The organism is Agromyces sp. NPDC055658 (assembly GCF_053618155.1).
This window is the reverse complement of record NZ_JBSHHD010000015.1, coordinates 23,629-42,456: the sequence shown is the minus strand read 5'-3', so window position 1 is coordinate 42,456 and position 18,828 is coordinate 23,629. Positions and strand designations below refer to the sequence as shown.

Below are 18,828 nucleotides of genomic sequence, written 5' to 3'. Positions count from 1 at the left end.
CCTATTCGGCGATGAACACGCCGTCGTGCAGTACCGGCACGACGTCCGCGACGTCGCGCTCGGCCGCGAGCCGTGCGTCGCCCGCGTAGCCGAGCTCGCGCAACCGGATCCCGCTGCCCGACGCGCTGACGAGGTGCCCCGTCGCCCGCGAGAGGCCCTCGAACGCGGCGCACGCGACGGCGGCCTCGGGCGACGTGTGGTCGATGCCGCGGGCGACGAGCGCGTCGACGACGGCACCCGCGACGAGCAGGTCCTCGAGCCCGAACCGCAGGTCGGCGCCGGCGGCCTCGCGTTCGCCGGCGGCGACGATCGAGATCATGAGCCGTTCGCCGCGTTCCGCCTGGAGCGCGAGCAGGCGCTCGGCGACGGCGCTGCGGTTGCGCATCGCCGCGGCGATCACGACGACGTCGCGTGCGCCGAGTGCGTGCGCGAGCGCGCCGCCGTTCGGCGAGGGCAGAACGACCGGGGATGCCGCGACACCGACCCAGCTCGCGGGTGAGAGCGTCGGGCCGGGTGCGCCGCGCCGGCCCGCGACGAGGCCGCCGCGCTCGGCCGCGAACGCGTCGGCACCTGCACGCGCCTCGGTTCCCGCCGGCCACGGCGCGACGGCGACCCCGTGCTCGGCCGCGACGACCACGCTGGTCGTGAACGAGAGCGCGTCGACGACGACGACCGCGTGCGCGCCGGGCAGGATGCGGTCGGCGCCCGCGAGGCCCCAGTCGAACCGGACCTGGTACTTGGCCTGCCCGAAGGGCGACGTCGAATCGGTCATCGCGACAGGCTACCGGCCGAGGCCGTCGTACCTGGCGAGGTCCTCGGCGTCGGTGGCGCGTGCGGTGGCGCGTCGGGCGGCGTCGAGGGCGACGACCGGGTCGGCTTCCTGCCGGGCGTTCCGCAGTTGCCGCTCGGCCTCTGCGAGCCGGGTGCGCGCGGCCGCGCCGACCGCGCCGCCGCCGCGTTCGATCGCGGCGCGCGCGACCGCGACCTGGCCCTCGGCGATCGAGATCGCACCGTCGAGCGCACCGCGCGCCCCGTCGAGGCGTGCCTGGGCGGTCCGGGCGGCCGCACGGGCGGACTCGAGCCGGTCGCGCGCAGCGCGCAGGCGATCGCGGTCGAGCATCGGGTCGCGGGCGAACGCCGCGCGGGCGACGAGCGCCGCAGCACCGTCGCCGATCGCGTCGCCCAGTCGCGTCGCCGCGTCCGCGTCGTCGAGCGCGTCCCGTTCGCTGCGGGCGGCGGCGAGGTCGTGATCGAGCTCGACGGCGGCCCGCTCGGCGTCGCCACCGGCCGCGGCGAGGGCCGCCTCGGCGCCCTCGAGCTCGCCGAGGTCGCGACGGGCCCGATCCAGTGCGTCGGCAGCCCCGGCGAGCAGCTCGGCAGCGGGCTGACCGCGCTCGACGAGGCGACCGGCCTCGGCGAGCGCCGACTCCGCTTCGGCGTGGGCCGCCCGAGCGCGTTCGGCGGCGGTGCGAGCGGTGCCGAGCGCCGATCCGTCGTACCGCGAGGCCAAGCGCGCGAGCACGCCGTCCGACGCGTCGACGCGGCGACGCAGCTCGGCCTCCTCGTCGCGCAGCGCGGGCAGCTCGGCCCCGGCGCCCCGCTCGCGCCGGCGGCGCACGGCGAGCGCACCGTCGGCCTCGGCGAGCTCGACGAGCGCCGATCGGCAGAGGTCGTCGATGCGGGCGGCCCAGCCACGGCGGTCGACCGCGGAATCGGGTTCGGCGTCGTCGAGCCGCTGCTGCAGCAGGAACGCCTCGCGCAGTCGCGCCCTGGCGCGCTCGACCGCGACCCTCGTGTCCCGGGCGGTCGCGGCTCCGAACTGCGCCTCGGCGTAGGCGATCTCGCGGTCGGCGTCACGGACCGCGTCGTCGACCCGCACGATCAGCTGCTTCGCCCGCACCTCGGCCTCATCGGCCGCCGCGACGTCGCGACGGACGCGTCGCGAGGCGGCCCGGCGCAGGGCGACGACCGCGACGACGGCCAGCACGGCCGCGGCGCCGAACACGACGAGCGAGGGCAACCACGTGGGCATGCCCGGAGTCTAGATGAGCGACCTGACGGCGATTCCCGCGACCTCGACGCCCGCCACCACGACGAGGCACTTGGCACCGGCACCCGGCCGACCTACGCTCGGCTCATGCGGGTGCTCCTCAAACTCACGCTCGACTGCACGCCCGACGCGGCGTGGCGAGCGCTGCGCAGCCCGGCGGTGCTGCGCGAGGTCGTCGCACCCTGGCTCGACCTCGCCTCGCTCGAGCCGGGCGGGCTGCCGACGGTCTGGCCCGAGGGCGGGCATCATGTGCGAGCATTCGCGTTCCGCCGCTTCCCAGCGGGCGAAGAACTCGTGGAGATCAGCTTCCCCGGCGGCCTGCCGACCGGGGTCAGGATGCTGCGCGACAGCGGGGGCGCGCTCACCGGACCGCTCGCACGCTTCGGCCGCTGGGACCACCGGATGGCGATCTCGGCACTGCCCGACGGCCGCACCCTCTATCGCGATCGCCTGCTCGCGAGCGCAGGCGCCTGGGATCCGGTCGCGTGGTATCCGACGTGGGCGTTCTGGCAGTGGCGCGGGCACCGGCTGCGCCGGCTCGCGCCCGGCTGGTCGTTCGACCCGCCCGGGACCGCCGACGCGGCCTCCGGCGAGCCCGCCGGCGGCGACGCGGCCGCATCGGGGGTTCGGGCATGACCGACTCCATCGGCGCGCTGCAGCTGGCCGACTGGCGCCGGCGCGTGTTCGGACTGTACGCCGGGGTCCGGCACCTGAGCGTGCACGATCCCGCGGCGGGCCACGAACTGTGGAGATCGGGGCGCGATGAACTCTTCGCGGGACATCCTCGATCGCCGCTGCTGCCCGACGACCGGGCGCGGTTCACCGGCCTCGACATCGCCCGCTACGACCCTGACTGGCGCTTCGAGCTCGAGGTGCGCCGGCCCGAGGAGCCCGTGCGGCTGACGGTCGACGGCGGACCCGACGGCCCGATCCCGTTCACCCTCGTCGGCTCGGTGCGGCTGCCGTACCTCGGCTCGCTCGACGTCTGGCGGCTCGCCGGGTACGGCGGCGGCCTCTTCCTGCCCGTCAAGGACGCGCTCGCGGGCACCGCCGGCGGCACCTTCGGCGGCGGCCGGTACCTGATCGACACCGTGAAGGGGGCCGACCTGGGGCCGGGCGCCGACGGCGACTCGCTCGTCGTCGACTTCAACTTCGCGTACAACCCGTCGTGCGCGTACGACCCGTCGTGGTCGTGCCCGCTCGCGCCGGAGGGCAACGTGCTCAGGGCCGAGGTGCCGGTGGGCGAGCGGATGCCGCGGTGAACGGCGACGACCTCACAGCATCCGCCACGAGGCATCCGCTATGCTGGCCCACGGTGCGCGCGACGATCGCGCCGCCTGCGTCGTAGAAACGCTTCCGGGCCGGGTTCGAACTCGAGCCGCCCGATGACTCTCATACGGCGAACGGATGCGCCGACCGGCGCCTTCGCCACCTCCCCACCGCCGGGCCCACACAGCACCGCACCCCGAGTCGAACGACGGATGCGATGCGCCCGGCCGTGCCATGCCCCCGAAAGGCACCAGTGACCGACATCACCTTCGCAAGCCTCGGCGTCCCCGCGCCGCTCGTCGCGGCCCTCGCCGCCGACGGAAAGACCGTCCCCACCCCGATCCAGGCCGACTCGCTGCCCGACAGCCTCGCGGGCCGCGACGTGCTCGGCCGCGGCAAGACCGGCTCGGGCAAGACCATCGCCTTCGCGCTCCCGCTCGTCGCCCGGCTCGGCACGACGCTGGCCGGCGGCGGCCGCCGCGCCGGCCGCCCGCTCGGCCTCGTGCTCGCCCCGACCCGTGAGCTCGTCACCCAGATCGCCCGCACCATCGAGCCGTTCGCCGAGGCGTACGACCTCAAGGTGACGACGATCTTCGGCGGCATCAACCAGAAGCGCCAGGTCGAGGCGCTCCGCGCGGGCGTCGACATCGTCGTGGCCGCTCCCGGCCGCCTCGAGGACCTCATGCAGCAGGGCTACGTGCATCTCGACGCCGTCGAGATCACCGTGCTCGACGAGGCCGACCACATGGCCGACCTCGGCTTCCTCCCGGTCGTCACCCGCATCCTCGACAAGACGCCGCGCGGCGGCCAGCGCCTGCTGTTCTCGGCGACCCTCGACAACGGGGTCGACAAGCTCGTGAAGCGCTACCTCCAGAACGAGGTCCTGCACTCCGTCGACGAGGCGAACTCGCCCGTCGCCGCGATGACCCATCACGTGTTCCTCACCGACGACGCCGACACGAAGTTCGAGCTCGTGAAGACCCTCGCGAGCGGCATGGGCCGCCGCATCCTCTTCATGCGCACGAAGCACCACGCCAAGAAGCTCGCGAAGAAGCTCACCGAGCAGGGCATCCCCGCGGTCGACCTGCACGGCAACCTGTCGCAGCCGCAGCGCGACCGCAACCTCGCGGCCTTCTCCGACGGCTCGGCGAAGGTCATGGTCGCGACCGACGTCGCGGCCCGCGGCGTGCACGTCGACGACATCGAGCTCGTCGTCCACGTCGACCCGCCCATGGAGCACAAGGCGTACCTGCACCGCTCGGGCCGCACGGCCCGAGCCGGCAGCGAGGGCGACGTCGTGACGATCGCGATGCCGAGCCAGCTGCACGACCTCAAGCAGCTGCTGCGCAAGGCGGCCATCACGGTGACCCCGGCGCCTGCGACCCCCACCTCGCCCGAGGTCGTGAAGCTCGTCGGCGACGTCGCCCCGTACGTGAAGCCCGCGCCCCGCACGGCTGCGCCGCAGCAGGGCGGCGGCGGTCGCTCGCAGGGTGCCAACGCCCAGCGCAAGCGCGCAGCGCGCGACGCCCGCGGGCAGGGCGGTCGCCAGGGCGAGGGTGCCGGCCGCCGCGGCGACGCGGCCAAGCACGGGGATGCCGCGGGCAAGCCCCGCCGCGACCGTTCGGGTCGTCCGGCCGAGGCGAAGGCGCACGCTCCGAAGCAGGGTTCCGGTCACAGCCGCGGCGCCCAGACGACGGGCGCGCAGCGTCAGGCATCCGGCCGGGGCGCCAAGCAGCCGCTCCGCGTCGGCAGCCTCGTCACGCCCGATCGCAACGCGCGCACGAACCGCCGCGCGCAGGGCTGAGCCGCGGGCGCACCCGGCGCACCCCGCGCACCGCGCAACAGACGAACCGAGGCCCGTGGAGTCACCGCTCCACGGGCCTCGGCCGTGCGGGTCGGCGTCCCCCGACCACCGACCCGCCGTCCCGTCCCCCGACGGGATCGGACCGCGTCCCCCCAAGGAGCGGTCCAGCTTCGAAGTTCACACGCCGAGCACCGTCCGGCCGATCTCGCTGCCGACGATCAACGCGACACCGACGGCCGCGGCTCCGGCCACCGCGAGCGCCACCAACGCGGTGGTCATGTTCTTCGTGCGACGCATCGTTCCTCCTGCCCTCATCACTGATATGTCCGGATGCGGACGAAAGGTTCCCGATTCGGGGAACTTTTTCCCGCCGTCCGGACATACCTGTATGGCGGGCCGCCCACCCGCCGCCTTTCCACCCGAAGGAAACGGAGCATCCGCATGCAATTCCGAGTCGCCGCCCGCACCGCCGCGGGCCTCGCGCTGGCGTTCGCCACCGCGCTCATCCCCGTCGTCCCGGCCGGCGCAGAGACGCTGATCGACCCGGCGCCTCCCGCAGCCAAGGAGCCCGCCGCGATCGAGGAGCACTGCGCGATCGGGCTCGACGCGGTCGCGGCCGCCGACCGCGCCGGCGCCGAAGCCCCCGAGCCGGTCTGCTTCTCGTCACTGGATGAGGTCGACCGCTACCTCGCCGAGCAGACCACCGACGACGGCAGCCGGCTCACGGCGGCCGCCGCCGCATCGGTGGCCGTCGGCCGGGTCTACAAGGACGCCAGCAAGGGCGGGTCGAGCCTCACCTTCTGGGGATCGAGCGGCTGCGCCGGCGTGACGTTCGGGTTCCCGTCGCTCTCGTCGGGGTGGAACAGCTCGATCAGCTCGCTGACCGGGCTCAACGGGTGCTGGGCGACCGCCTACGCCGCCACGAGCTACAGCGGCACCCGCGCCAACTGCACGCCGTACTGCGCGACGCTCGGCTCGCTCAACGACCGCGTGAAGTCGCTCGTCTTCCGCCCGACCGGTTCACTGGGCTGACGCCGGTCAGTCGACCGGGGCGGCGAGCCCGAGCGCGGCGCAGATCGAGGGGTTCGACGAGGGGACGACGGCGGCGGCGCCGTCGTCCATGACGCACAGCTGCAGGTGCTCGGGCACGCGACCGGGCGACGGGCTCACGGCCATCGGGTCGTAGTCGTCCTCGAAGAGCCCCTGCTCCCACATCAGCGTGCACAGTTCGATGGGATCGGTGGGCAGGCCGTTCGCGCCGTCCGCGACGGCCGCGCCCGAGCCCGGGTAGGTGCCGTCGGGGTTGCGCTCCGCCGCGCTCATGCAGTGCACGTACCCCGGTTCGGTCACCGGTTCGGGACTGAGCAGCACAGCCCCGGCCGTCGCCGCCACGCCCACGACGACCGCGCCGAGGCCGCCCCAGCCGATGATGCGGTTGCGGCGGCGGCGCGCCTGCGCGGCCGGCTCCGCGCGCACGTGCTCGAGGAGCATCGCGCGGATCGCCGCGTCGCGCTCGGGTCGCATCTCGGGTCCGGTCATCCGAGCACCTCCATGTCGCCTGCCGACGCTGTCGCGCTGCGGGGCGTCTCGGGCGGCCCGGCGACGCCCGACTCCGGCCACGGCGACTCGCCGAGCGCCTCTTTCAGCTTCTTGCGGGCGCGCGAGAGCCGCGACTTCACCGACCCGATCGGCACGTCGAGCGCGGCGGCCGCGTCGGAGAGCGGGTACCCCTCGACGAGGCAGAGGTCGACGACCCGCCGCTCGGGAAGGGTGAGCCGTTCCAGGGCCGAGCGCAGCCGTCCCGAGATCCGTTCGCCGTCGATGCGCTCCTCGACCTCGCGGCTCGGGTCGACGGCGTGGGGGCCGCGGGGCACCGCCGCGAGCAGCCGGTCGTACCGGCGGGCCGATCGACGCATGTTGAGCGAGACGTTCGTGGTCACGATGAGCAACCACGGCAGGAGCGAACCGTCGACGAAGCGCACGCTCCGGCGACGGCGCCACGCCTCGAGGAAGACCATCGCCACGATGTCCTCGGCGTCGGCGGTGTTGAGCACCTGCGCGTACGCGCGGCGGAAGATGCGCGCCCGGTACCGGTCGTAGACCACGCCGAACGCCGCCTCCGTGCCCGAAGTCGCTTCGAGCCAGAGCGCCGAGTCGCTACGCCGATCCTGCTCCATGCCCGGCCAAGCCTAACCGGGCGCACGACGGTTCGAGCATTCGCGGGTCGCACCGCATGCTGCGAGAGTGCCATGCACTGATATGTCCGGATGCCGCGCAAAGGTTCCCGATCGGCCGGCCGGCCCTCGATTTCGCGGCTGGCCCGGCCTGGCTTAGTCTCGGGGCATGAGCACCGAAGTCGTTGCCGAAGTCGTCGTCCGCCCCATCCGCGATTCCGATGTCGAGGCGCTCGGCCGTGTCCACGCGACGTGCTGGCACGAGACGTACGACCACCTGATCAGCGCCGCCGCGTTCGAGAAGCTCTCGCCCCGGCGCATGGCCGACCTCTGGACCCACATGGCCGCGCGCGGCGAGGAGTACGCGCAGTTCGCCGCGCTCGTCGACGGCGAGATCGTCGGGTTCGTCGGGTCGGGCCCCGCTCGCGACGAGAACCCGCCCCGCGAGCGCGAGCTCTACTTCATCTACGTGCTCGACGCATATCACGGCACGGGCATCGGCAAGAAGCTCTTCGATGCGGCCGTCGGCGACGACGCCGTCTACCTCTGGGTCGCCTCCGACAACCCGCGTGCGCACCGCTTCTACGAACGCAACGGCTTCACCGCCGACGGTGCCGACCAGCACGTGCCGTTCCTCGGCGAGGAGATCCACGAGGTGCGGCTGGTCCGCTGAGCGGCCGGTCGAGCATGCACCCGCTCGTGGTCGAGTAGCGACGTCGGAGCGTATCGAGACACCATGCCCACTCCCGTCATCCTCGACGTCGACACCGGTGTCGACGACGCCCTCGCGATCCTGTTCGCCGTCGCCCACCCCGATCTCGACGTGCTCGGCATCACGTGCGTCGCCGGCAACGCGTCGCTCGAGCAGGTCGTCGACAACACGCTGCGCGTGCTCGATGCCGCGGCGGCGGGAGACATCCCGGTCGCCGCAGGAGCCCACCGGCCGCTCATCGCACCGGCGCGCTCGGCCTCGCACGTGCACGGCGCCGACGGGCTCGGGGGCCTCGTCCTCCCGGCGACCCGCCGCACGGCGCGCGCCGAGCACGCGGTCGAGCTGCTCCGCCGCCTGATCATGGAGCGCGCCGAGCCGGTGACGCTCGTCGCCCTGGCGCCGCAGACGAACCTCGCGCTGCTGCTGCGCACCCACCCCGAGGTCGCCGGGCGCATCGAGCGCATCGTCGTCATGGGCGGGTCGGCGAGCGTCGGCAACGCCACCGCGGTCGCGGAGTTCAACGTCTGGCACGACCCCGAGGCCGCCGCGATCGTGTTCGATGCAGGGGTGCCCGTCTACATGTACGGGCTCGACGTGTTCAACCGCGTCTCGGTCGCCGCCGACCGGGCGCATGCGCTCGAGCGCGGCGACCACTCAGTCGGCCGCATCGTCGGCGAGCTGCTCGGCTCGCGCATCGCCTTGAGCGAGGACGAGCACGCCGAGTACACGGGCCTCATCGGCGACGCCGGCGCGGTGTGCTCCATCGTCGAACCGGCCGCGCTGCGCACCGAGCGCCGGCCCGTCCGGGTCGAGCTCGCCGGCCTCGGCCGCGGTCAGACCCTCGTCGACCGGCGCGAGTTCGCCGGAGAGGACGTGGTGCACGGACTCGTCGACCCATGGCCCGTGGTCGAGGTCGCCCTCGACGTCGATGCCGACCGCGTGGCCCGGCTGTTCCTCGACACCGTGCTCGCGCTGCCGTCCGGAGCCTGATCCGGCGCCGGCCGCACCCGTTGCCGCCTAGTGCAGGGCGCCGACCGAGGCGAGCGCCTGCGCGACGAGCACTCCGCGTCCGCCCTCCATCTCGTCGGCGACCGGCTTCGCGACGGCCTCCTGCGGCGTCATCCAGGTCACCTCGAGCGCATCCTGCCGTGGCTCGCACGTGCCCGTGACCGGCACGACGTACACGAGCGAGACCGCGTGCTGGCGCTCGTCGGTGAACGGCGAGATGCCGGGCAGCGGGAAGTACTCGGCCACGGCCGCGGGCACCGGGCTCGCCGGCAGCAGCGGAAAGGCCATCGGTCCGAGGTCCTTCTCGAGGTGGCGGAAGAGCGCGTCGCGGATCGTCTCGCCGTACATGACCCGCCCCGAGACGAGCGTGCGCGTCATCTCGCCGAGCGCGTTCGCCCGCAGGAGCATGCCGACCTCGCCGACCTGGCCGAGCCCGTCGACCCGTACCGGCACGGCTTCGACGTAGAGCAGGGGCAGCCGGCCGCGCACCTCGGCGAGCTCGAGATCGCTCAGCCAACCCGGATTCGCCGGCGGCCGGACGGCGGGTTCGTCGTCGGGATTCCAGTCGGGATCGGGGGTGCGCACGCTCATGCCTCCGATTCTGCCCCACGATGTCCGCAGCCGTCGGGGATTCCGGCACGGTCGGCGCGAATGCCTCAGCCCGCGTCGCGCCCGAGCCCGAGGCGCGCGAGCGTCTGGGCGACCTCATCTTCTGGGGAGCCCTGCGCGTCGACGACGATGCCGCGCTCGCCCGGCCCCAGCGGTTCGAGCGTCTCGAACTGCGAGCCGAGCAGCGACGCCGGCATGTAGTGGCCGGTGCGATGCTCGAGCCTTCCCGCGATGAGCTCCCGGGCGCCCTCGAGGTGCACGAAGACGACGTTCGGCCGCGCCAGTCGGTCGCGGTAGGCCCGCTTGAGCGCCGAGCACGTGATCACGGCGGGCTCGCCGGCGGCCAGGTGCCCGTCGATCCAGGCTGCGATGCGATCGAGCCAGGGCCACCGGTCGTCGTCGGTGAGGGGGGTGCCGCTCGCCATCTTGGCGACGTTGGCCTCGGGGTGCAGGGCGTCGCCCTCCTGGAGATCCCAGCCGAGGCGCTCGGCGATGAGCTCGGCGAAGGTCGTCTTGCCGCTGCCCGACACTCCCATGACGACGAGCACTGGCGGGTGCTCGACCTCGATCGGGGATGCCTCGGGGGCGGCCTCGCGCGCGTCGTTCATGATCGTCCTCCCCCGCTCACGCGACGAACGGGCTCAGCGCGAGCACGCCCGCGAGGCCGACGAGGGAGATGAGGCACTCGAGCACGGTCCACGACTTCAGGGTCTGGCCGATCGTGAGGCCGAAGTACTCCTTGATGAGCCAGAACCCGGCGTCGTTCACGTGCGAGAGGAAGACCGAGCCCGATCCGATCGCGAGCACGAGCAGCGAGGTCGCACCGGCCGAGAGGTCGAGGTCGGCGACGAGCGGCTGCAGGATGCCGGCGGCCGTGATCGTGGCGACGGTCGCCGAGCCGGTGGCGACGCGGATGAGCACGGCGACGAGCCAGGCGAGGGCGAGCACGACGGCGAGGGAGCCGCCGATGCCCGAGATCGCGTCGGCGATGACCTGCCCGATCGTCGAGTCGACGAGCACCTGCTTGAAGCCGCCGCCGGCGCCGACGATGAGGAGGATGCCCGCGATCGGAGGCAGCGACGAGCCGACCGAGGCGGCGATCTCGTCGCGCCCCATGCGGCCGCCGCGGCCGAGCACGACCATGCCGACGAGCACGGCGAGGAGCAGCGCGATGACCGGCTTGCCGAGGAAGTCGACGACGAGCTTCCACGCGTCGCCCGAGGTCGGAGCGACGATGTTCGCGAGCGACGAGGCGAGCATGAGCACGACCGGCAGCAGGATGCAGAAGAGTGCGGCCCCGAACGAGGGGCGCGGCTTCGACGACACGTCCTCGCCGCGGTCCTCCGCGGTGACGAAGAGGTCGGGCACCGGGACCTTCACCCAGCGGGCGGCGAGTTTCGAGAACAGCGGGCCGGCGATGATGACGGCCGGGATCGCGACGATCACGCCGAAGAGGAGGGTCTGGCCGAGGTCGGCGCCGACGAGGTCGATCGCGGCGAGGGGCCCGGGGTGCGGCGGCACGAGGCCGTGCATCGCCGAGAGGCCCGCGAGCGTGGGGATCGCGATGCGCATGAGCGGCAGCCCCGAACGGCGCGCGACGAGGATGATGACGGGCACGAGCAGCACGAGGCCGACCTCGAAGAACATCGGGAGGCCGATGAGGGCGCCGACGCCGCCCATGACCCAGGGCAGCGCCTGCACGCTCGAGCGCGCGATGAGGGTGTCGACGATGCGGTCGGCGCCGCCGGAGTCGGCGAGCAGCTTGCCGAAGATCGCGCCGAGCGCGATCAGCACGCCCACCCCGCCCATGGTCGCGCCGAAGCCGTTGGTGAAGCTCAGGATCGTCTGCACCGCGGTCATGCCGGCCACGAGGCCGGTCACGATGGCGCCGATCATGAGCGAGATGAAGGGGTGCAGCTTCACCCAGGTGATGAGCACGACGATGACGGCGATGCCGACGAGTGCGGCGGTGATGAGCTGCCATTCGGGCGCCGTGGTGGTCGGGACGACGGGATCGGCGGCGGAGACGAGCGCTGCAGCGGTGGAGAGCACGGTGGACATTGGCCTGAACTTCTCGGTCTGGCGGACTGGGTGAGGTGACTCTACATATATGTAGGGCATATTTCAAGGCACGCCTTATAACGCCGGGCATTTCACTCGAGCGACGCCTCGGCGATAATCAGTGGATGGATGCTTCGCCGAACGGTTCGTCCGCCCTGCACGAGCGGGTGATCGAGTCGCTGGGCGCGGACATCGTCTCCGGCCGGCTCGCCCCCGGCGCGCGCATCCTGACGACCGACATCGCCGAGCGCTTCGGCGCCTCCCGCTCGGCGCTGCGCGAGGTGGTGCGCGTGCTCGAGTCGATGGGCCTCGTGGAGGTGCGCCGGCGCGCCGGCGTCGAGATCCTGCCGCCCGAGCGCTGGAACCCGTACTCCACCCGGCTCATCAGGTGGCGGCTCGCGGGCCCCGACCGGATCGAGACCCTGCATGCGCTCAGCCAGCTGCGCAGCGCGGTCGAACCGCTCGCGGCGCGACTCGCCGCCGAGCACGCCGCGCCCGCGCAGCGCACCGCGCTCATCGCCGCCGTCACGGGCATGACCGAGCGGGCGCGCGAGGCCGACGAGGCGCCCTACCTCGAGCACGACGTCGCGTTCCACGCCGCGGTGCTGGATGCCTCGGGCAACCCGTTCCTCGCCGCCCTCGGTCCGGTCGTGGGCGAGGTGCTGCGCGGGCGCACGCAGCACGCGCTCATGCCGCACGAGGCGAACCCGACGGCGCTCCGCCTCCACCAGGAGGTCGCGTTCGCCATCACCGAGGGCCGGCCCGACGAGGCCGAACGCGCCCTCGCCGCGATCGTCTCCGAGGCCGACCAGGCGGTGCAGGCGGTCGCGGACGTGACGCCGGGCGACGCCGACGCGACCGATTCCCCGGAGGAGGGGCGATGATCATCGACGACGATGCCGTGCTCTGGTCGGCCGCCGGCGACGACCGCGCCGATCGGCCGCTGCTGGTGCTGCTCCACGGCTACAACTCGAACGAGGGCGACCTGTTCGGCCTCGCGCCGTACCTGCCGCTGCAGCCGGTCATCGCCTCGCTGCGCGCGCCGCTCGACGCAGGGTACGGCTACGCGTGGTTCGAGGTCTTCGACGAGCGCGGCCGCATCGACGACGACTCCCCCGCGAAGCAGGCCGAGTCGCAGGCAGCCGCCGAAGCGGTGCTCGCGTGGGTCGATCGCGCCGCGCCCGGCACGCCGGTCGGTCTCGTCGGCTTCTCGCAGGGTGGCGCGCTGTGCCTCGAGCTCCTGCGCCTCGCACCCGAGCGCTTCGAGTTCGCGGCCATCCTGGCCGGCTTCGCGATGCCCGGCGAGCGCGACGGCGACGCCCGGCTCGCGACGGTGCGGCCGCCGGTCTTCTGGGGTCGCGGCACCCTCGACGAGGTCATCCCCGCGGCGTCCGTCGCCCGGACGCAGGACTGGCTGCCCGGGCACGCGACCGTCGACGCACGCATCTACGAGGGCCTCGGTCACTCCGTCTCCGAGGCGGAGCTCGCGGACCTCACCGGCTTCCTGCGCGACCGCTACGCCGCGTGAACTACTCCGCCGAACGCGCCGCCCGCTCGCGGTCGCGCTCGGCGACGCGCTGCTTCTCGGCGCGCACGGCGGCCTGGGTCGCGCGCTCCTCGACGAGCCATTGCGGCGGTGCCGCGAGGAGGGCCTTGATCTCGGCCGTCGTGAGCGCGTCGCTGACGCCCGCGCGTGCGAGGCCGGAGTTCGAGACGCCGAGCTTCGCGGCGACGACCTGACGCGGGTGCGGTCCCTCTCGGCGCAGCGTCGCGAGCCACTCGGGCGGGTCGGCCTGCAACGCGTCGACCTCGTCGCGGGTGATCGCGTGGTCGCGGAACTCCTCGGGCGCGGCGGAGAGCAGGATGCCGAGCTTCTTCGCCGCGGTCTCGGCCTTCATGGTCTGCGACTTCTTGGCCCGGGGCTGCTTCTCGCGCGGCTCGGCGGCCGGCGACTCGTTCTCGCTCACCCTGCAACCGTAGCCGACGGTAGCCTGAGAGGCACCGGCACGCGGGACGACGCGTGCCGGCACGACGGCGAACAGGGGGCGACATGGCGTTGCGACTCGACTACGTCGCGGGCGTCTCCCCGTCGAAGTGGCTGCGAGCCTGGGGCGAGCGACGTGCCGACCTGCCCCTCGAGGCCGCCAGGGTCGACGAGTCCGTGCAGCTCGACCGGCTGCGCTCGGGCGAGGTCGACCTCGCATTCGTCCGGCTGCCGGTCGATGCCGACGGCTTGCACCTCATCCCGCTCTGGGAGGAGCTCGCGGTCGTGGTGCTCCCGAAGGACCACGCCTTCGCCGAGGAGGCGGAGCTGTCGCTCGCCGACCTCGGCGGCGAGCCGGTCGCCCCGGTGCAGACCGACCCCGCCACGACCCTCGAACTCGTCGCCGCCGGTACCGGCTATGCGATCGTGCCGCACTCGATCGCGAGGCTCCACCACCGGCGCGACGTCGTGGCGATCCCGCTCTCCGACGGCACCTCCACCCGCATCGCCCTCGTCTGGCGGGTCGAACGCGACGACGACGACATCCAGGAGTTCGTCGGCGTCGTGCGCGGACGCGGCGTGCGCAGCTCGCGGGGCGACGAGGCGCCGACGATGAAGCCGGCGAAGGCGGCCAAGCTCGCGGCCGCCGAGCGGCGCGCCGCCGACGGCAGGGGCGGAAAGGCCGGCGGAGCGAAGGGCGGCAAGGCCGCGTCCGGGCGGGCCGCACCGCGCACCGGTCAGGGGGCCAAGCAGCGGCATCGGCGGCGTGGCCGATGACCGCGCCGAAGCCGTTCCTCTTCCTCTCCGCCCGCCCCGAGGTCGAGGCCGTCGGGCCCGAGTACGAGTCGGTGCGCCGTGCGATGCGCCTCGATGCCGGCCGGCTCGAGCACCACCGCCTCGACGTCGAACCGCTCGGCGAGGTGCGCCTCGACGCGTTCGCGGGCATCGTCGTCGGCGGCAGCCCGTACAACGTGACGACCCCCGAGGAGCACAAGCATCCCGTCCAGCAGCGGGTCGAGGCGGAGCTCGCCGCCCTGGCGGAGCGCGCCCTCGACATCGGGTTCCCCGTGATGTTCACCTGCTACGGCATCGGCGTGCTGACCCGCGTGCTCGGCGGACGCGTCGGCACCCGGTACGGCGAGAACGCCGCCGCCGTCGAGATCGCGCTCACCGCCGACGGCGTGGCCGACCCGCTCGTCGGTACGCTGCCCGGCCGCTTCGACGCGCTCGTCGGCCACAAGGAGTCGACCGAGCTCCTGCCGGCCGACGCGGTCCTCCTCGCGTCGTCGGCGGGCTGCCCGGTGCAGATCTACCGGGTGGGCCCGAGCGTGTACGCGACCCAGTTCCACCCCGAGGTCACGACCGACGACTTCATCGCGCGGGCGCAGGTGTACCGGCACCACGGCTACTTCCCGGCGAGCGAACTGCGCGAGGTCTCGCGGCGCCTCGCCGAGGCATCCGTGACCGAACCGCAGCGCCTGCTGGCGCGCTTCGTCGAGCTCGCCGACGCGCGCTGACCGACCGGGCCGACGAGACGCATGCCGCTGGAGGCATCCACCTCGTCGACCCGGTGACCGGGCCGGTCGGCGACCGGCCCGCGCCTCGTCAGGCGGTGCTCTTGCTGTTGCCCCGGGTGATGAGGCCCCAGATCAGCAGCACGACGATCGACCCGGCGATGGCGAGCAGCCACGTGCCGAGATCCCAGAACTCCGTCAGGGGGCGGTTGAGGATGAGGCTGCCCAGCCAGCCTCCCAGCAGGGCGCCGACGACGCCGAGCAGCAGCGTGACGAACCAGCCGCCGCCCTGCTTGCCGGGCAGGATCAGCTTGGCGATGGCGCCGGCGATGAGGCCGAGCACCAGGAAAGCGAGGAAACTCATGGCAGCTCCTTCGATTCGGATGCCTCAACCGAACCACCGCGGGCGACGCGCGGCAAGGGCTTGTGCGGCGCGGCGCCGACACGGTATCGGTGCGGTCACGCCGGCTCGGGCAGCGGATACGCGCGCCGGAGCACCATGCGCTGCCCGAGCGTCCACGCGACGGTGACGAGCAGGTAGAGCGCGGCCGCGAGCGGAACGAACATCGCGACCACGGCGGTCGCGTACTGCAGCAGGCCGAGCATCCGCACGGCGGCGGGGTTCGCGAGCGGTGACGCGGATGCCTCGCCGGGGACGCGCCCGGCCGGCGGCGCCGTCGACACCGGTGCGCGGAACACCCGCCGTGTCGTCTCGCCGACGAGGGCGATCGAGACGACGACGATCGCGAACACGGCGAGCGCCGACGGGGTGAGCGTGCCGACCGTGAGCATCCCCGCGAGGCTCGAGCCGAGGGGCACGCCCGCCAGCGTGTGCTGCAGCAGCGCGTTCGGGTGACCGGCGATCGCCTGCAGCACGAACAGGGCGTAGATCACGCCCACGACGGGTGCCTGCGCCAGCATGGGCAGGCAGCCCGCGAGGGGCGACGTGCCCTCGTCGCGGTAGAGCGCCATCATCTCGCGCTGGAGTCGCTCGGGCTGCTTCGCGAACCGGCGCTGCAGGGCGGCGAGCTTCGGCGCGAGCCGGGCCCGGCCCTGCTCGGCCTTCGCCTGCGAGACGCCGACGGGGATGAGCGCCGCACGCACGAGCAGCGTGACGAGGACGATCGCCGCCGCCGCGCTCGCGACGCCGATCAGCGGCTCGAGCAGGTCGGCCAGGCCGATGAGGAGGTCGTGCGCTCCGTCGAGGAGCGCGGCGATGGGAGGAAAGCTGTAGAGGTCCAAGGTGTGATCCGTTCGCGGTCGAGGAAACTGGGTTCCGTCTGGCCGCGCGGACGCTGCGACGTCGTGCCACCGGTCGACGAGTCATCCGTCCGGTCGTCCGCCCACGGCGGGTCGCCGCCGGTGGGGTCGCCGACCGTCGGCGGGTCGCCGTCGGCAGGCCCGCCCGCGGTCGGCGGGCGTTCGATCGTCGCGCGCTACGCGGCCGCGAGGCCGCGGCCCGGTGCCCTCGGCCGTGCTCGTCCTGGGGCGTCGGGGTCGCTCTGCGAGAGCAGCGCACCCGGATCGGCGGTCTGCCGCAGGCGTCGAGCGGCCCCCGAGGCGTCCGCCGCGACGAGCGCGGGCAGCGCCCGGACCGCGAGCACGACCACCGCGAGCGCGGCGGCACCGACGACGCCCACGAGCAGCACCGCGAGCGTCGCGTTCGACGCGAGCGCGAGCTCGAGCGAGGCCTGGAGGTAGCGGAAGAGCTCGGCGATCAGCTCGATCACGGCGGCGCTCCCCTCATCGATCGTGCCCGCCCTCCGACGTGGGCGGGACGCGATCAACGCTAACACCCGGCGGCTGCGAGGCGGCAGACTGGCGGGGTGACCCGGCCCGTGCGCCCGTGGGTGCTGCACGTCGACCTCGACCAGTTCATCGCAGCGGTCGAGGTCCTGCGCCGCCCCGAACTCGCCGGGCGGCCGGTGATCGTGGGCGGGCGCGGCGACCCGACCGAGCGCGCGGTGGTGTCGACCGCCTCGTACGAGGCGCGCGAGTACGGCGTCGGGTCGGGGATGCCGCTGCGCATCGCCGCGCGCAAGGTTCCGGATGCCGTCATCCTGCCGGTCGACGCCGAGGCGTACCTCGCCGCCTCCGACGAGGTGATGTCGACGCTCCGGTCGCAGCCGGGCGCCACCGTGCAGGTGCTCGGCTGGGACGAGGCATTCGTCGGCGTCGAGCTCGACGACCCCGAGGCCTACGCACGCCGCCTGCAGCAGGCGGTGCTCGACCGCACGGCCCTGCACTGCAGCGTCGGCATCGGCGACACGCTCGTGCGGGCGAAGGTCGCGACCGGGTTCGGCAAGCCGCGCGGGGTGTTCCGGCTGACGGCCGACAACTGGCTCGAGGTCATGGGGCAGCGCCCCACGCGGGACCTCTGGGGCGTGGGCGCCAAGATCTCGCGTCGGCTCGCCGGGCACGGCATCACGACGGTGGCCGAGCTCGCCGCTGCCGACCCCGAGGTGCTCGCCGCCGAGTTCGGCCCGCGGATGGGGCCCTGGTACGGCGAGCTCGGGCGCGGGGAGGGCTCCCGCGTCGTCGACGACACGCCATGGGTGGCCCGCGGGCACAGTCGCGAGACGACCTACCAGCGCGACCTCACCGACCCGGCCGAGGTCGACGCGGCCCTGCACGCGCTCTTCGAGCAGGTGTGGGCCGACATCGTCGCCGAGGGACGACCCGTCATCGGCGTCACCCTGAAGGTGCGGTACGCCCCGTTCATCACGACGACGCACCAACGCAGGATCGCGACGACCGGCGATCGCGACGTCGCCCTCGCGAGCGTCGAGGCGCTCGCCGGCGACCGCATCGAGCCCGGACGGGCCGTTCGCCTGCTCGGCCTGCGCCTCGAGATGCCGATGCCGGAGGAGGCCCGGGAGGGGCACACGCCGACGCGCAGCGGGTGGTGAGCGCGCTCGGCCGTCGCCTGCTCAGTCCTCGAGCAGCCGCTCGAACAGCACGTGGTCCTGCCACTCGCCCGCGATGCGGAGGTAGCGCCGGGCGAGCCCGAACCGCTCGAAGCCGTTGCGCTCGAGCACCCGCTGCGAGGCGAGGTTGTGCACGAGGGTGCCGGCCTGCACCCGGTGCAGGCCGGCCGCGCGAGCGTGGTGCAGCGCGATGCCGACTGCGGTCGTCGCAAGGCCCTGTCCGGTGAGCCGGCCGTCGACCCAGTACCCGAGGTGGGCGTTCTGGAAGACGCCGCGCACGAGGTCGGAGAGGTTCACGCGGCCGACGATCTCTGCGCCCTCGTCGCCTGCGGCGAGGACGAGGGGAATGAGGGCGCCCGCCTCGAGCCGGAGCACCGCGCCCGCGACATCCCGTTCATGCCATGACGTCGTGAAGAACTCGGGGGTGCGCAGGGGCTCCCACGGTGCGAGGTGCTCACGATTGCGCTCGTAGGCCGCGGCGAGCGCGGGGCCGTCGCCGGGTGCGAGCAGGCGCATCACGACCCCGCCGTCGAGTTCGACCGGTTCGAGCATCCGCGCCTCCCGCGTTCACGACTCACGCTGAAACGACGAACCCCGCGACCTTGCGATCGCGGGGTTCGGTGGCGGTGACGGTGGGATTTGAACCCACGGTAGGGGGTTACCCTACACAACTTTTCGAGAGTTGCACCTTCGGCCGCTCGGACACGTCACCGGGA

At 73.5% G+C, this 18,828-nt stretch carries 23 protein-coding genes and 1 tRNA gene; 11 read left to right on the top strand and 13 right to left on the bottom strand.

Features of this window, described 5'->3' with window-relative positions:
• Window position 1: 1 nt before the first annotated feature.
• Both ACWGPE_RS09100 and ACWGPE_RS09095 read right to left on the bottom strand, forming a co-directional pair.
• Window positions 2-772 carry a 2-phosphosulfolactate phosphatase gene (locus ACWGPE_RS09100; protein ID WP_452048542.1) on the bottom strand — a complete coding sequence of 257 codons (771 nt, stop codon included), beginning with the start codon at window positions 770-772 and terminating at the stop codon, window positions 2-4.
• 9 nt (window positions 773-781) lie between these two features.
• On the bottom strand, window positions 782-2,032 hold the full coding sequence (locus ACWGPE_RS09095) for a hypothetical protein (protein WP_452048541.1): 1,251 nt from the start codon (window positions 2,030-2,032) through the stop codon (window positions 782-784).
• A 105-nt stretch (window positions 2,033-2,137) separates the two neighbouring features.
• Here ACWGPE_RS09095 and ACWGPE_RS09090 point away from each other — a divergent pair, with 105 nt between their 5' ends.
• From ACWGPE_RS09090 to ACWGPE_RS09075, 4 genes are all read left to right on the top strand, one after another.
• Window positions 2,138-2,686 carry a hypothetical protein gene (locus tag ACWGPE_RS09090; protein WP_452048540.1) on the top strand — a complete coding sequence of 183 codons (549 nt, stop codon included), beginning with the start codon at window positions 2,138-2,140 and terminating at the stop codon, window positions 2,684-2,686.
• Window positions 2,683-3,312 carry a DUF1684 domain-containing protein gene (locus tag ACWGPE_RS09085; RefSeq protein ID WP_231430050.1) on the top strand — a complete coding sequence of 210 codons (630 nt, stop codon included), beginning with the start codon at window positions 2,683-2,685 and terminating at the stop codon, window positions 3,310-3,312. The genes ACWGPE_RS09090 and ACWGPE_RS09085 overlap by 4 nt, the downstream gene beginning before the upstream one ends.
• 260 nt (window positions 3,313-3,572) lie before the next feature.
• Window positions 3,573-5,123: a DEAD/DEAH box helicase gene (locus ACWGPE_RS09080; protein WP_231430049.1), complete on the top strand. Its 1,551-nt coding sequence runs from the start codon at window positions 3,573-3,575 to the stop codon at window positions 5,121-5,123.
• Window positions 5,124-5,564: 441 nt separating this feature from the next.
• The gene (locus ACWGPE_RS09075) at window positions 5,565-6,155 is read left to right on the top strand and encodes a hypothetical protein (RefSeq protein WP_275505433.1); all 591 of its coding nucleotides are present in this window, start codon (window positions 5,565-5,567) and stop codon (window positions 6,153-6,155) included.
• 6 nt (window positions 6,156-6,161) lie between these two features.
• On the opposite strand, the gene ACWGPE_RS09070 is transcribed toward ACWGPE_RS09075, so the two are convergent.
• Window positions 6,162-6,662, bottom strand: a complete 501-nt coding sequence (locus ACWGPE_RS09070; protein WP_452048539.1) for a hypothetical protein — start codon at window positions 6,660-6,662, stop codon at window positions 6,162-6,164.
• On the bottom strand, window positions 6,659-7,300 hold the full coding sequence (locus tag ACWGPE_RS09065; protein WP_231430046.1) for an RNA polymerase sigma factor: 642 nt from the start codon (window positions 7,298-7,300) through the stop codon (window positions 6,659-6,661). The genes ACWGPE_RS09070 and ACWGPE_RS09065 overlap by 4 nt, the downstream gene beginning before the upstream one ends.
• A 166-nt stretch (window positions 7,301-7,466) precedes the next feature.
• Here ACWGPE_RS09065 and ACWGPE_RS09060 point away from each other — a divergent pair, with 166 nt between their 5' ends.
• Window positions 7,467-7,970: a GNAT family N-acetyltransferase gene (locus tag ACWGPE_RS09060; RefSeq protein ID WP_231430045.1), complete on the top strand. Its 504-nt coding sequence runs from the start codon at window positions 7,467-7,469 to the stop codon at window positions 7,968-7,970.
• Between the two features lie 63 nt (window positions 7,971-8,033).
• The gene (locus ACWGPE_RS09055; RefSeq protein WP_452048538.1) at window positions 8,034-8,999 is read left to right on the top strand and encodes a nucleoside hydrolase; all 966 of its coding nucleotides are present in this window, start codon (window positions 8,034-8,036) and stop codon (window positions 8,997-8,999) included.
• A 27-nt stretch (window positions 9,000-9,026) separates the two neighbouring features.
• On the opposite strand, the gene ACWGPE_RS09050 is transcribed toward ACWGPE_RS09055, so the two are convergent.
• From ACWGPE_RS09050 to ACWGPE_RS09040, 3 genes are all read right to left on the bottom strand, one after another.
• A complete protein-coding gene (locus ACWGPE_RS09050) occupies window positions 9,027-9,608 on the bottom strand; it encodes an NUDIX hydrolase family protein (protein WP_231430043.1) in 582 nt (193 codons plus the stop codon).
• 65 nt (window positions 9,609-9,673) lie between these two features.
• Window positions 9,674-10,234, bottom strand: coding sequence for a gluconokinase (locus ACWGPE_RS09045; protein WP_231430042.1), 561 nt, complete (start codon window positions 10,232-10,234; stop codon window positions 9,674-9,676).
• A gap of 16 nt (window positions 10,235-10,250) precedes the next feature.
• On the bottom strand, window positions 10,251-11,687 hold the full coding sequence (locus tag ACWGPE_RS09040) for a GntP family permease (protein ID WP_231430041.1): 1,437 nt from the start codon (window positions 11,685-11,687) through the stop codon (window positions 10,251-10,253).
• Between the two features lie 125 nt (window positions 11,688-11,812).
• On the opposite strand from ACWGPE_RS09040, the gene ACWGPE_RS09035 reads away from it, so the two are divergent.
• Both ACWGPE_RS09035 and ACWGPE_RS09030 read left to right on the top strand, forming a co-directional pair.
• Window positions 11,813-12,571, top strand: a complete 759-nt coding sequence (locus ACWGPE_RS09035) for a FadR/GntR family transcriptional regulator (RefSeq protein ID WP_231430040.1) — start codon at window positions 11,813-11,815, stop codon at window positions 12,569-12,571.
• On the top strand, window positions 12,568-13,215 hold the full coding sequence (locus ACWGPE_RS09030; RefSeq protein WP_452048537.1) for an alpha/beta hydrolase: 648 nt from the start codon (window positions 12,568-12,570) through the stop codon (window positions 13,213-13,215). Before ACWGPE_RS09035 ends, ACWGPE_RS09030 begins: the two co-directional genes overlap by 4 nt.
• Window position 13,216: 1 nt before the next feature.
• On the opposite strand, the gene ACWGPE_RS09025 is transcribed toward ACWGPE_RS09030, so the two are convergent.
• Window positions 13,217-13,585, bottom strand: a complete 369-nt coding sequence (locus ACWGPE_RS09025) for a DUF5997 family protein (protein ID WP_231432269.1) — start codon at window positions 13,583-13,585, stop codon at window positions 13,217-13,219.
• A gap of 152 nt (window positions 13,586-13,737) precedes the next feature.
• On the opposite strand from ACWGPE_RS09025, the gene ACWGPE_RS09020 reads away from it, so the two are divergent.
• Window positions 13,738-14,448, top strand: a complete 711-nt coding sequence (locus ACWGPE_RS09020) for a LysR family substrate-binding domain-containing protein (RefSeq protein WP_452048536.1) — start codon at window positions 13,738-13,740, stop codon at window positions 14,446-14,448.
• Window positions 14,445-15,188, top strand: coding sequence for a glutamine amidotransferase (locus tag ACWGPE_RS09015; RefSeq protein WP_452048535.1), 744 nt, complete (start codon window positions 14,445-14,447; stop codon window positions 15,186-15,188). Before ACWGPE_RS09020 ends, ACWGPE_RS09015 begins: the two co-directional genes overlap by 4 nt.
• Before the next feature lie 88 nt (window positions 15,189-15,276).
• On the opposite strand, the gene ACWGPE_RS09010 is transcribed toward ACWGPE_RS09015, so the two are convergent.
• From ACWGPE_RS09010 to ACWGPE_RS09000, 3 genes are all read right to left on the bottom strand, one after another.
• Window positions 15,277-15,549: a GlsB/YeaQ/YmgE family stress response membrane protein gene (locus ACWGPE_RS09010; RefSeq protein ID WP_231430036.1), complete on the bottom strand. Its 273-nt coding sequence runs from the start codon at window positions 15,547-15,549 to the stop codon at window positions 15,277-15,279.
• A gap of 95 nt (window positions 15,550-15,644) precedes the next feature.
• Entirely contained in the window at window positions 15,645-16,427 is a 783-nt protein-coding gene (locus ACWGPE_RS09005; RefSeq protein WP_231430035.1) for a YidC/Oxa1 family membrane protein insertase, read from the bottom strand.
• Between the two features lie 194 nt (window positions 16,428-16,621).
• Complete coding sequence (locus tag ACWGPE_RS09000) at window positions 16,622-16,915, bottom strand: DUF6412 domain-containing protein (protein WP_231430034.1); 294 nt, start codon at window positions 16,913-16,915, stop codon at window positions 16,622-16,624.
• A 96-nt stretch (window positions 16,916-17,011) separates the two neighbouring features.
• Here ACWGPE_RS09000 and ACWGPE_RS08995 point away from each other — a divergent pair, with 96 nt between their 5' ends.
• Window positions 17,012-18,094 carry a DNA polymerase IV gene (locus tag ACWGPE_RS08995; protein ID WP_452048534.1) on the top strand — a complete coding sequence of 361 codons (1,083 nt, stop codon included), beginning with the start codon at window positions 17,012-17,014 and terminating at the stop codon, window positions 18,092-18,094.
• A gap of 21 nt (window positions 18,095-18,115) precedes the next feature.
• Here the strand turns inward: ACWGPE_RS08995 and ACWGPE_RS08990 are convergent, their stop codons facing one another.
• Together ACWGPE_RS08990 and ACWGPE_RS08985 are read right to left on the bottom strand one after the other, a co-directional pair.
• On the bottom strand, window positions 18,116-18,664 hold the full coding sequence (locus ACWGPE_RS08990; RefSeq protein ID WP_452048533.1) for a GNAT family N-acetyltransferase: 549 nt from the start codon (window positions 18,662-18,664) through the stop codon (window positions 18,116-18,118).
• Window positions 18,665-18,733: 69 nt separating this feature from the next.
• A tRNA-Ser gene (locus ACWGPE_RS08985) sits at window positions 18,734-18,824 on the bottom strand.
• Between the last annotated feature and the right edge of the window lie 4 nt (window positions 18,825-18,828).

What these genes read in the sequence shown, in the direction of transcription:
- ACWGPE_RS09095 (WP_452048541.1), bottom strand. Translation starts at nt 2,032, where the DNA reads ATGCCCACGTGGTTGCCCTCGCTCGTCGTGTTCGGCGCCGCGGCCGTG.
- ACWGPE_RS09055 (WP_452048538.1), top strand. Translation starts at nt 8,034, where the DNA reads ATGCCCACTCCCGTCATCCTCGACGTCGACACCGGTGTCGACGACGCC.
- ACWGPE_RS09020 (WP_452048536.1), top strand. Translation starts at nt 13,738, where the DNA reads ATGGCGTTGCGACTCGACTACGTCGCGGGCGTCTCCCCGTCGAAGTGG.
- ACWGPE_RS09035 (WP_231430040.1), top strand. Translation starts at nt 11,813, where the DNA reads ATGGATGCTTCGCCGAACGGTTCGTCCGCCCTGCACGAGCGGGTGATC.
- ACWGPE_RS09100 (WP_452048542.1), bottom strand. Translation starts at nt 772, where the DNA reads ATGACCGATTCGACGTCGCCCTTCGGGCAGGCCAAGTACCAGGTCCGG.
- ACWGPE_RS09040 (WP_231430041.1), bottom strand. Translation starts at nt 11,687, where the DNA reads ATGTCCACCGTGCTCTCCACCGCTGCAGCGCTCGTCTCCGCCGCCGAT.
- ACWGPE_RS09090 (WP_452048540.1), top strand. Translation starts at nt 2,138, where the DNA reads ATGCGGGTGCTCCTCAAACTCACGCTCGACTGCACGCCCGACGCGGCG.
- ACWGPE_RS09050 (WP_231430043.1), bottom strand. Translation starts at nt 9,608, where the DNA reads ATGAGCGTGCGCACCCCCGATCCCGACTGGAATCCCGACGACGAACCC.
- ACWGPE_RS09065 (WP_231430046.1), bottom strand. Translation starts at nt 7,300, where the DNA reads ATGGAGCAGGATCGGCGTAGCGACTCGGCGCTCTGGCTCGAAGCGACT.
- ACWGPE_RS09025 (WP_231432269.1), bottom strand. Translation starts at nt 13,585, where the DNA reads ATGAAGGCCGAGACCGCGGCGAAGAAGCTCGGCATCCTGCTCTCCGCC.
- ACWGPE_RS09070 (WP_452048539.1), bottom strand. Translation starts at nt 6,662, where the DNA reads ATGACCGGACCCGAGATGCGACCCGAGCGCGACGCGGCGATCCGCGCG.
- ACWGPE_RS09085 (WP_231430050.1), top strand. Translation starts at nt 2,683, where the DNA reads ATGACCGACTCCATCGGCGCGCTGCAGCTGGCCGACTGGCGCCGGCGC.
- ACWGPE_RS09075 (WP_275505433.1), top strand. Translation starts at nt 5,565, where the DNA reads ATGCAATTCCGAGTCGCCGCCCGCACCGCCGCGGGCCTCGCGCTGGCG.
- ACWGPE_RS09045 (WP_231430042.1), bottom strand. Translation starts at nt 10,234, where the DNA reads ATGAACGACGCGCGCGAGGCCGCCCCCGAGGCATCCCCGATCGAGGTC.
- ACWGPE_RS08990 (WP_452048533.1), bottom strand. Translation starts at nt 18,664, where the DNA reads ATGCTCGAACCGGTCGAACTCGACGGCGGGGTCGTGATGCGCCTGCTC.
- ACWGPE_RS09010 (WP_231430036.1), bottom strand. Translation starts at nt 15,549, where the DNA reads ATGAGTTTCCTCGCTTTCCTGGTGCTCGGCCTCATCGCCGGCGCCATC.
- ACWGPE_RS09030 (WP_452048537.1), top strand. Translation starts at nt 12,568, where the DNA reads ATGATCATCGACGACGATGCCGTGCTCTGGTCGGCCGCCGGCGACGAC.
- ACWGPE_RS09060 (WP_231430045.1), top strand. Translation starts at nt 7,467, where the DNA reads ATGAGCACCGAAGTCGTTGCCGAAGTCGTCGTCCGCCCCATCCGCGAT.
- ACWGPE_RS09015 (WP_452048535.1), top strand. Translation starts at nt 14,445, where the DNA reads ATGACCGCGCCGAAGCCGTTCCTCTTCCTCTCCGCCCGCCCCGAGGTC.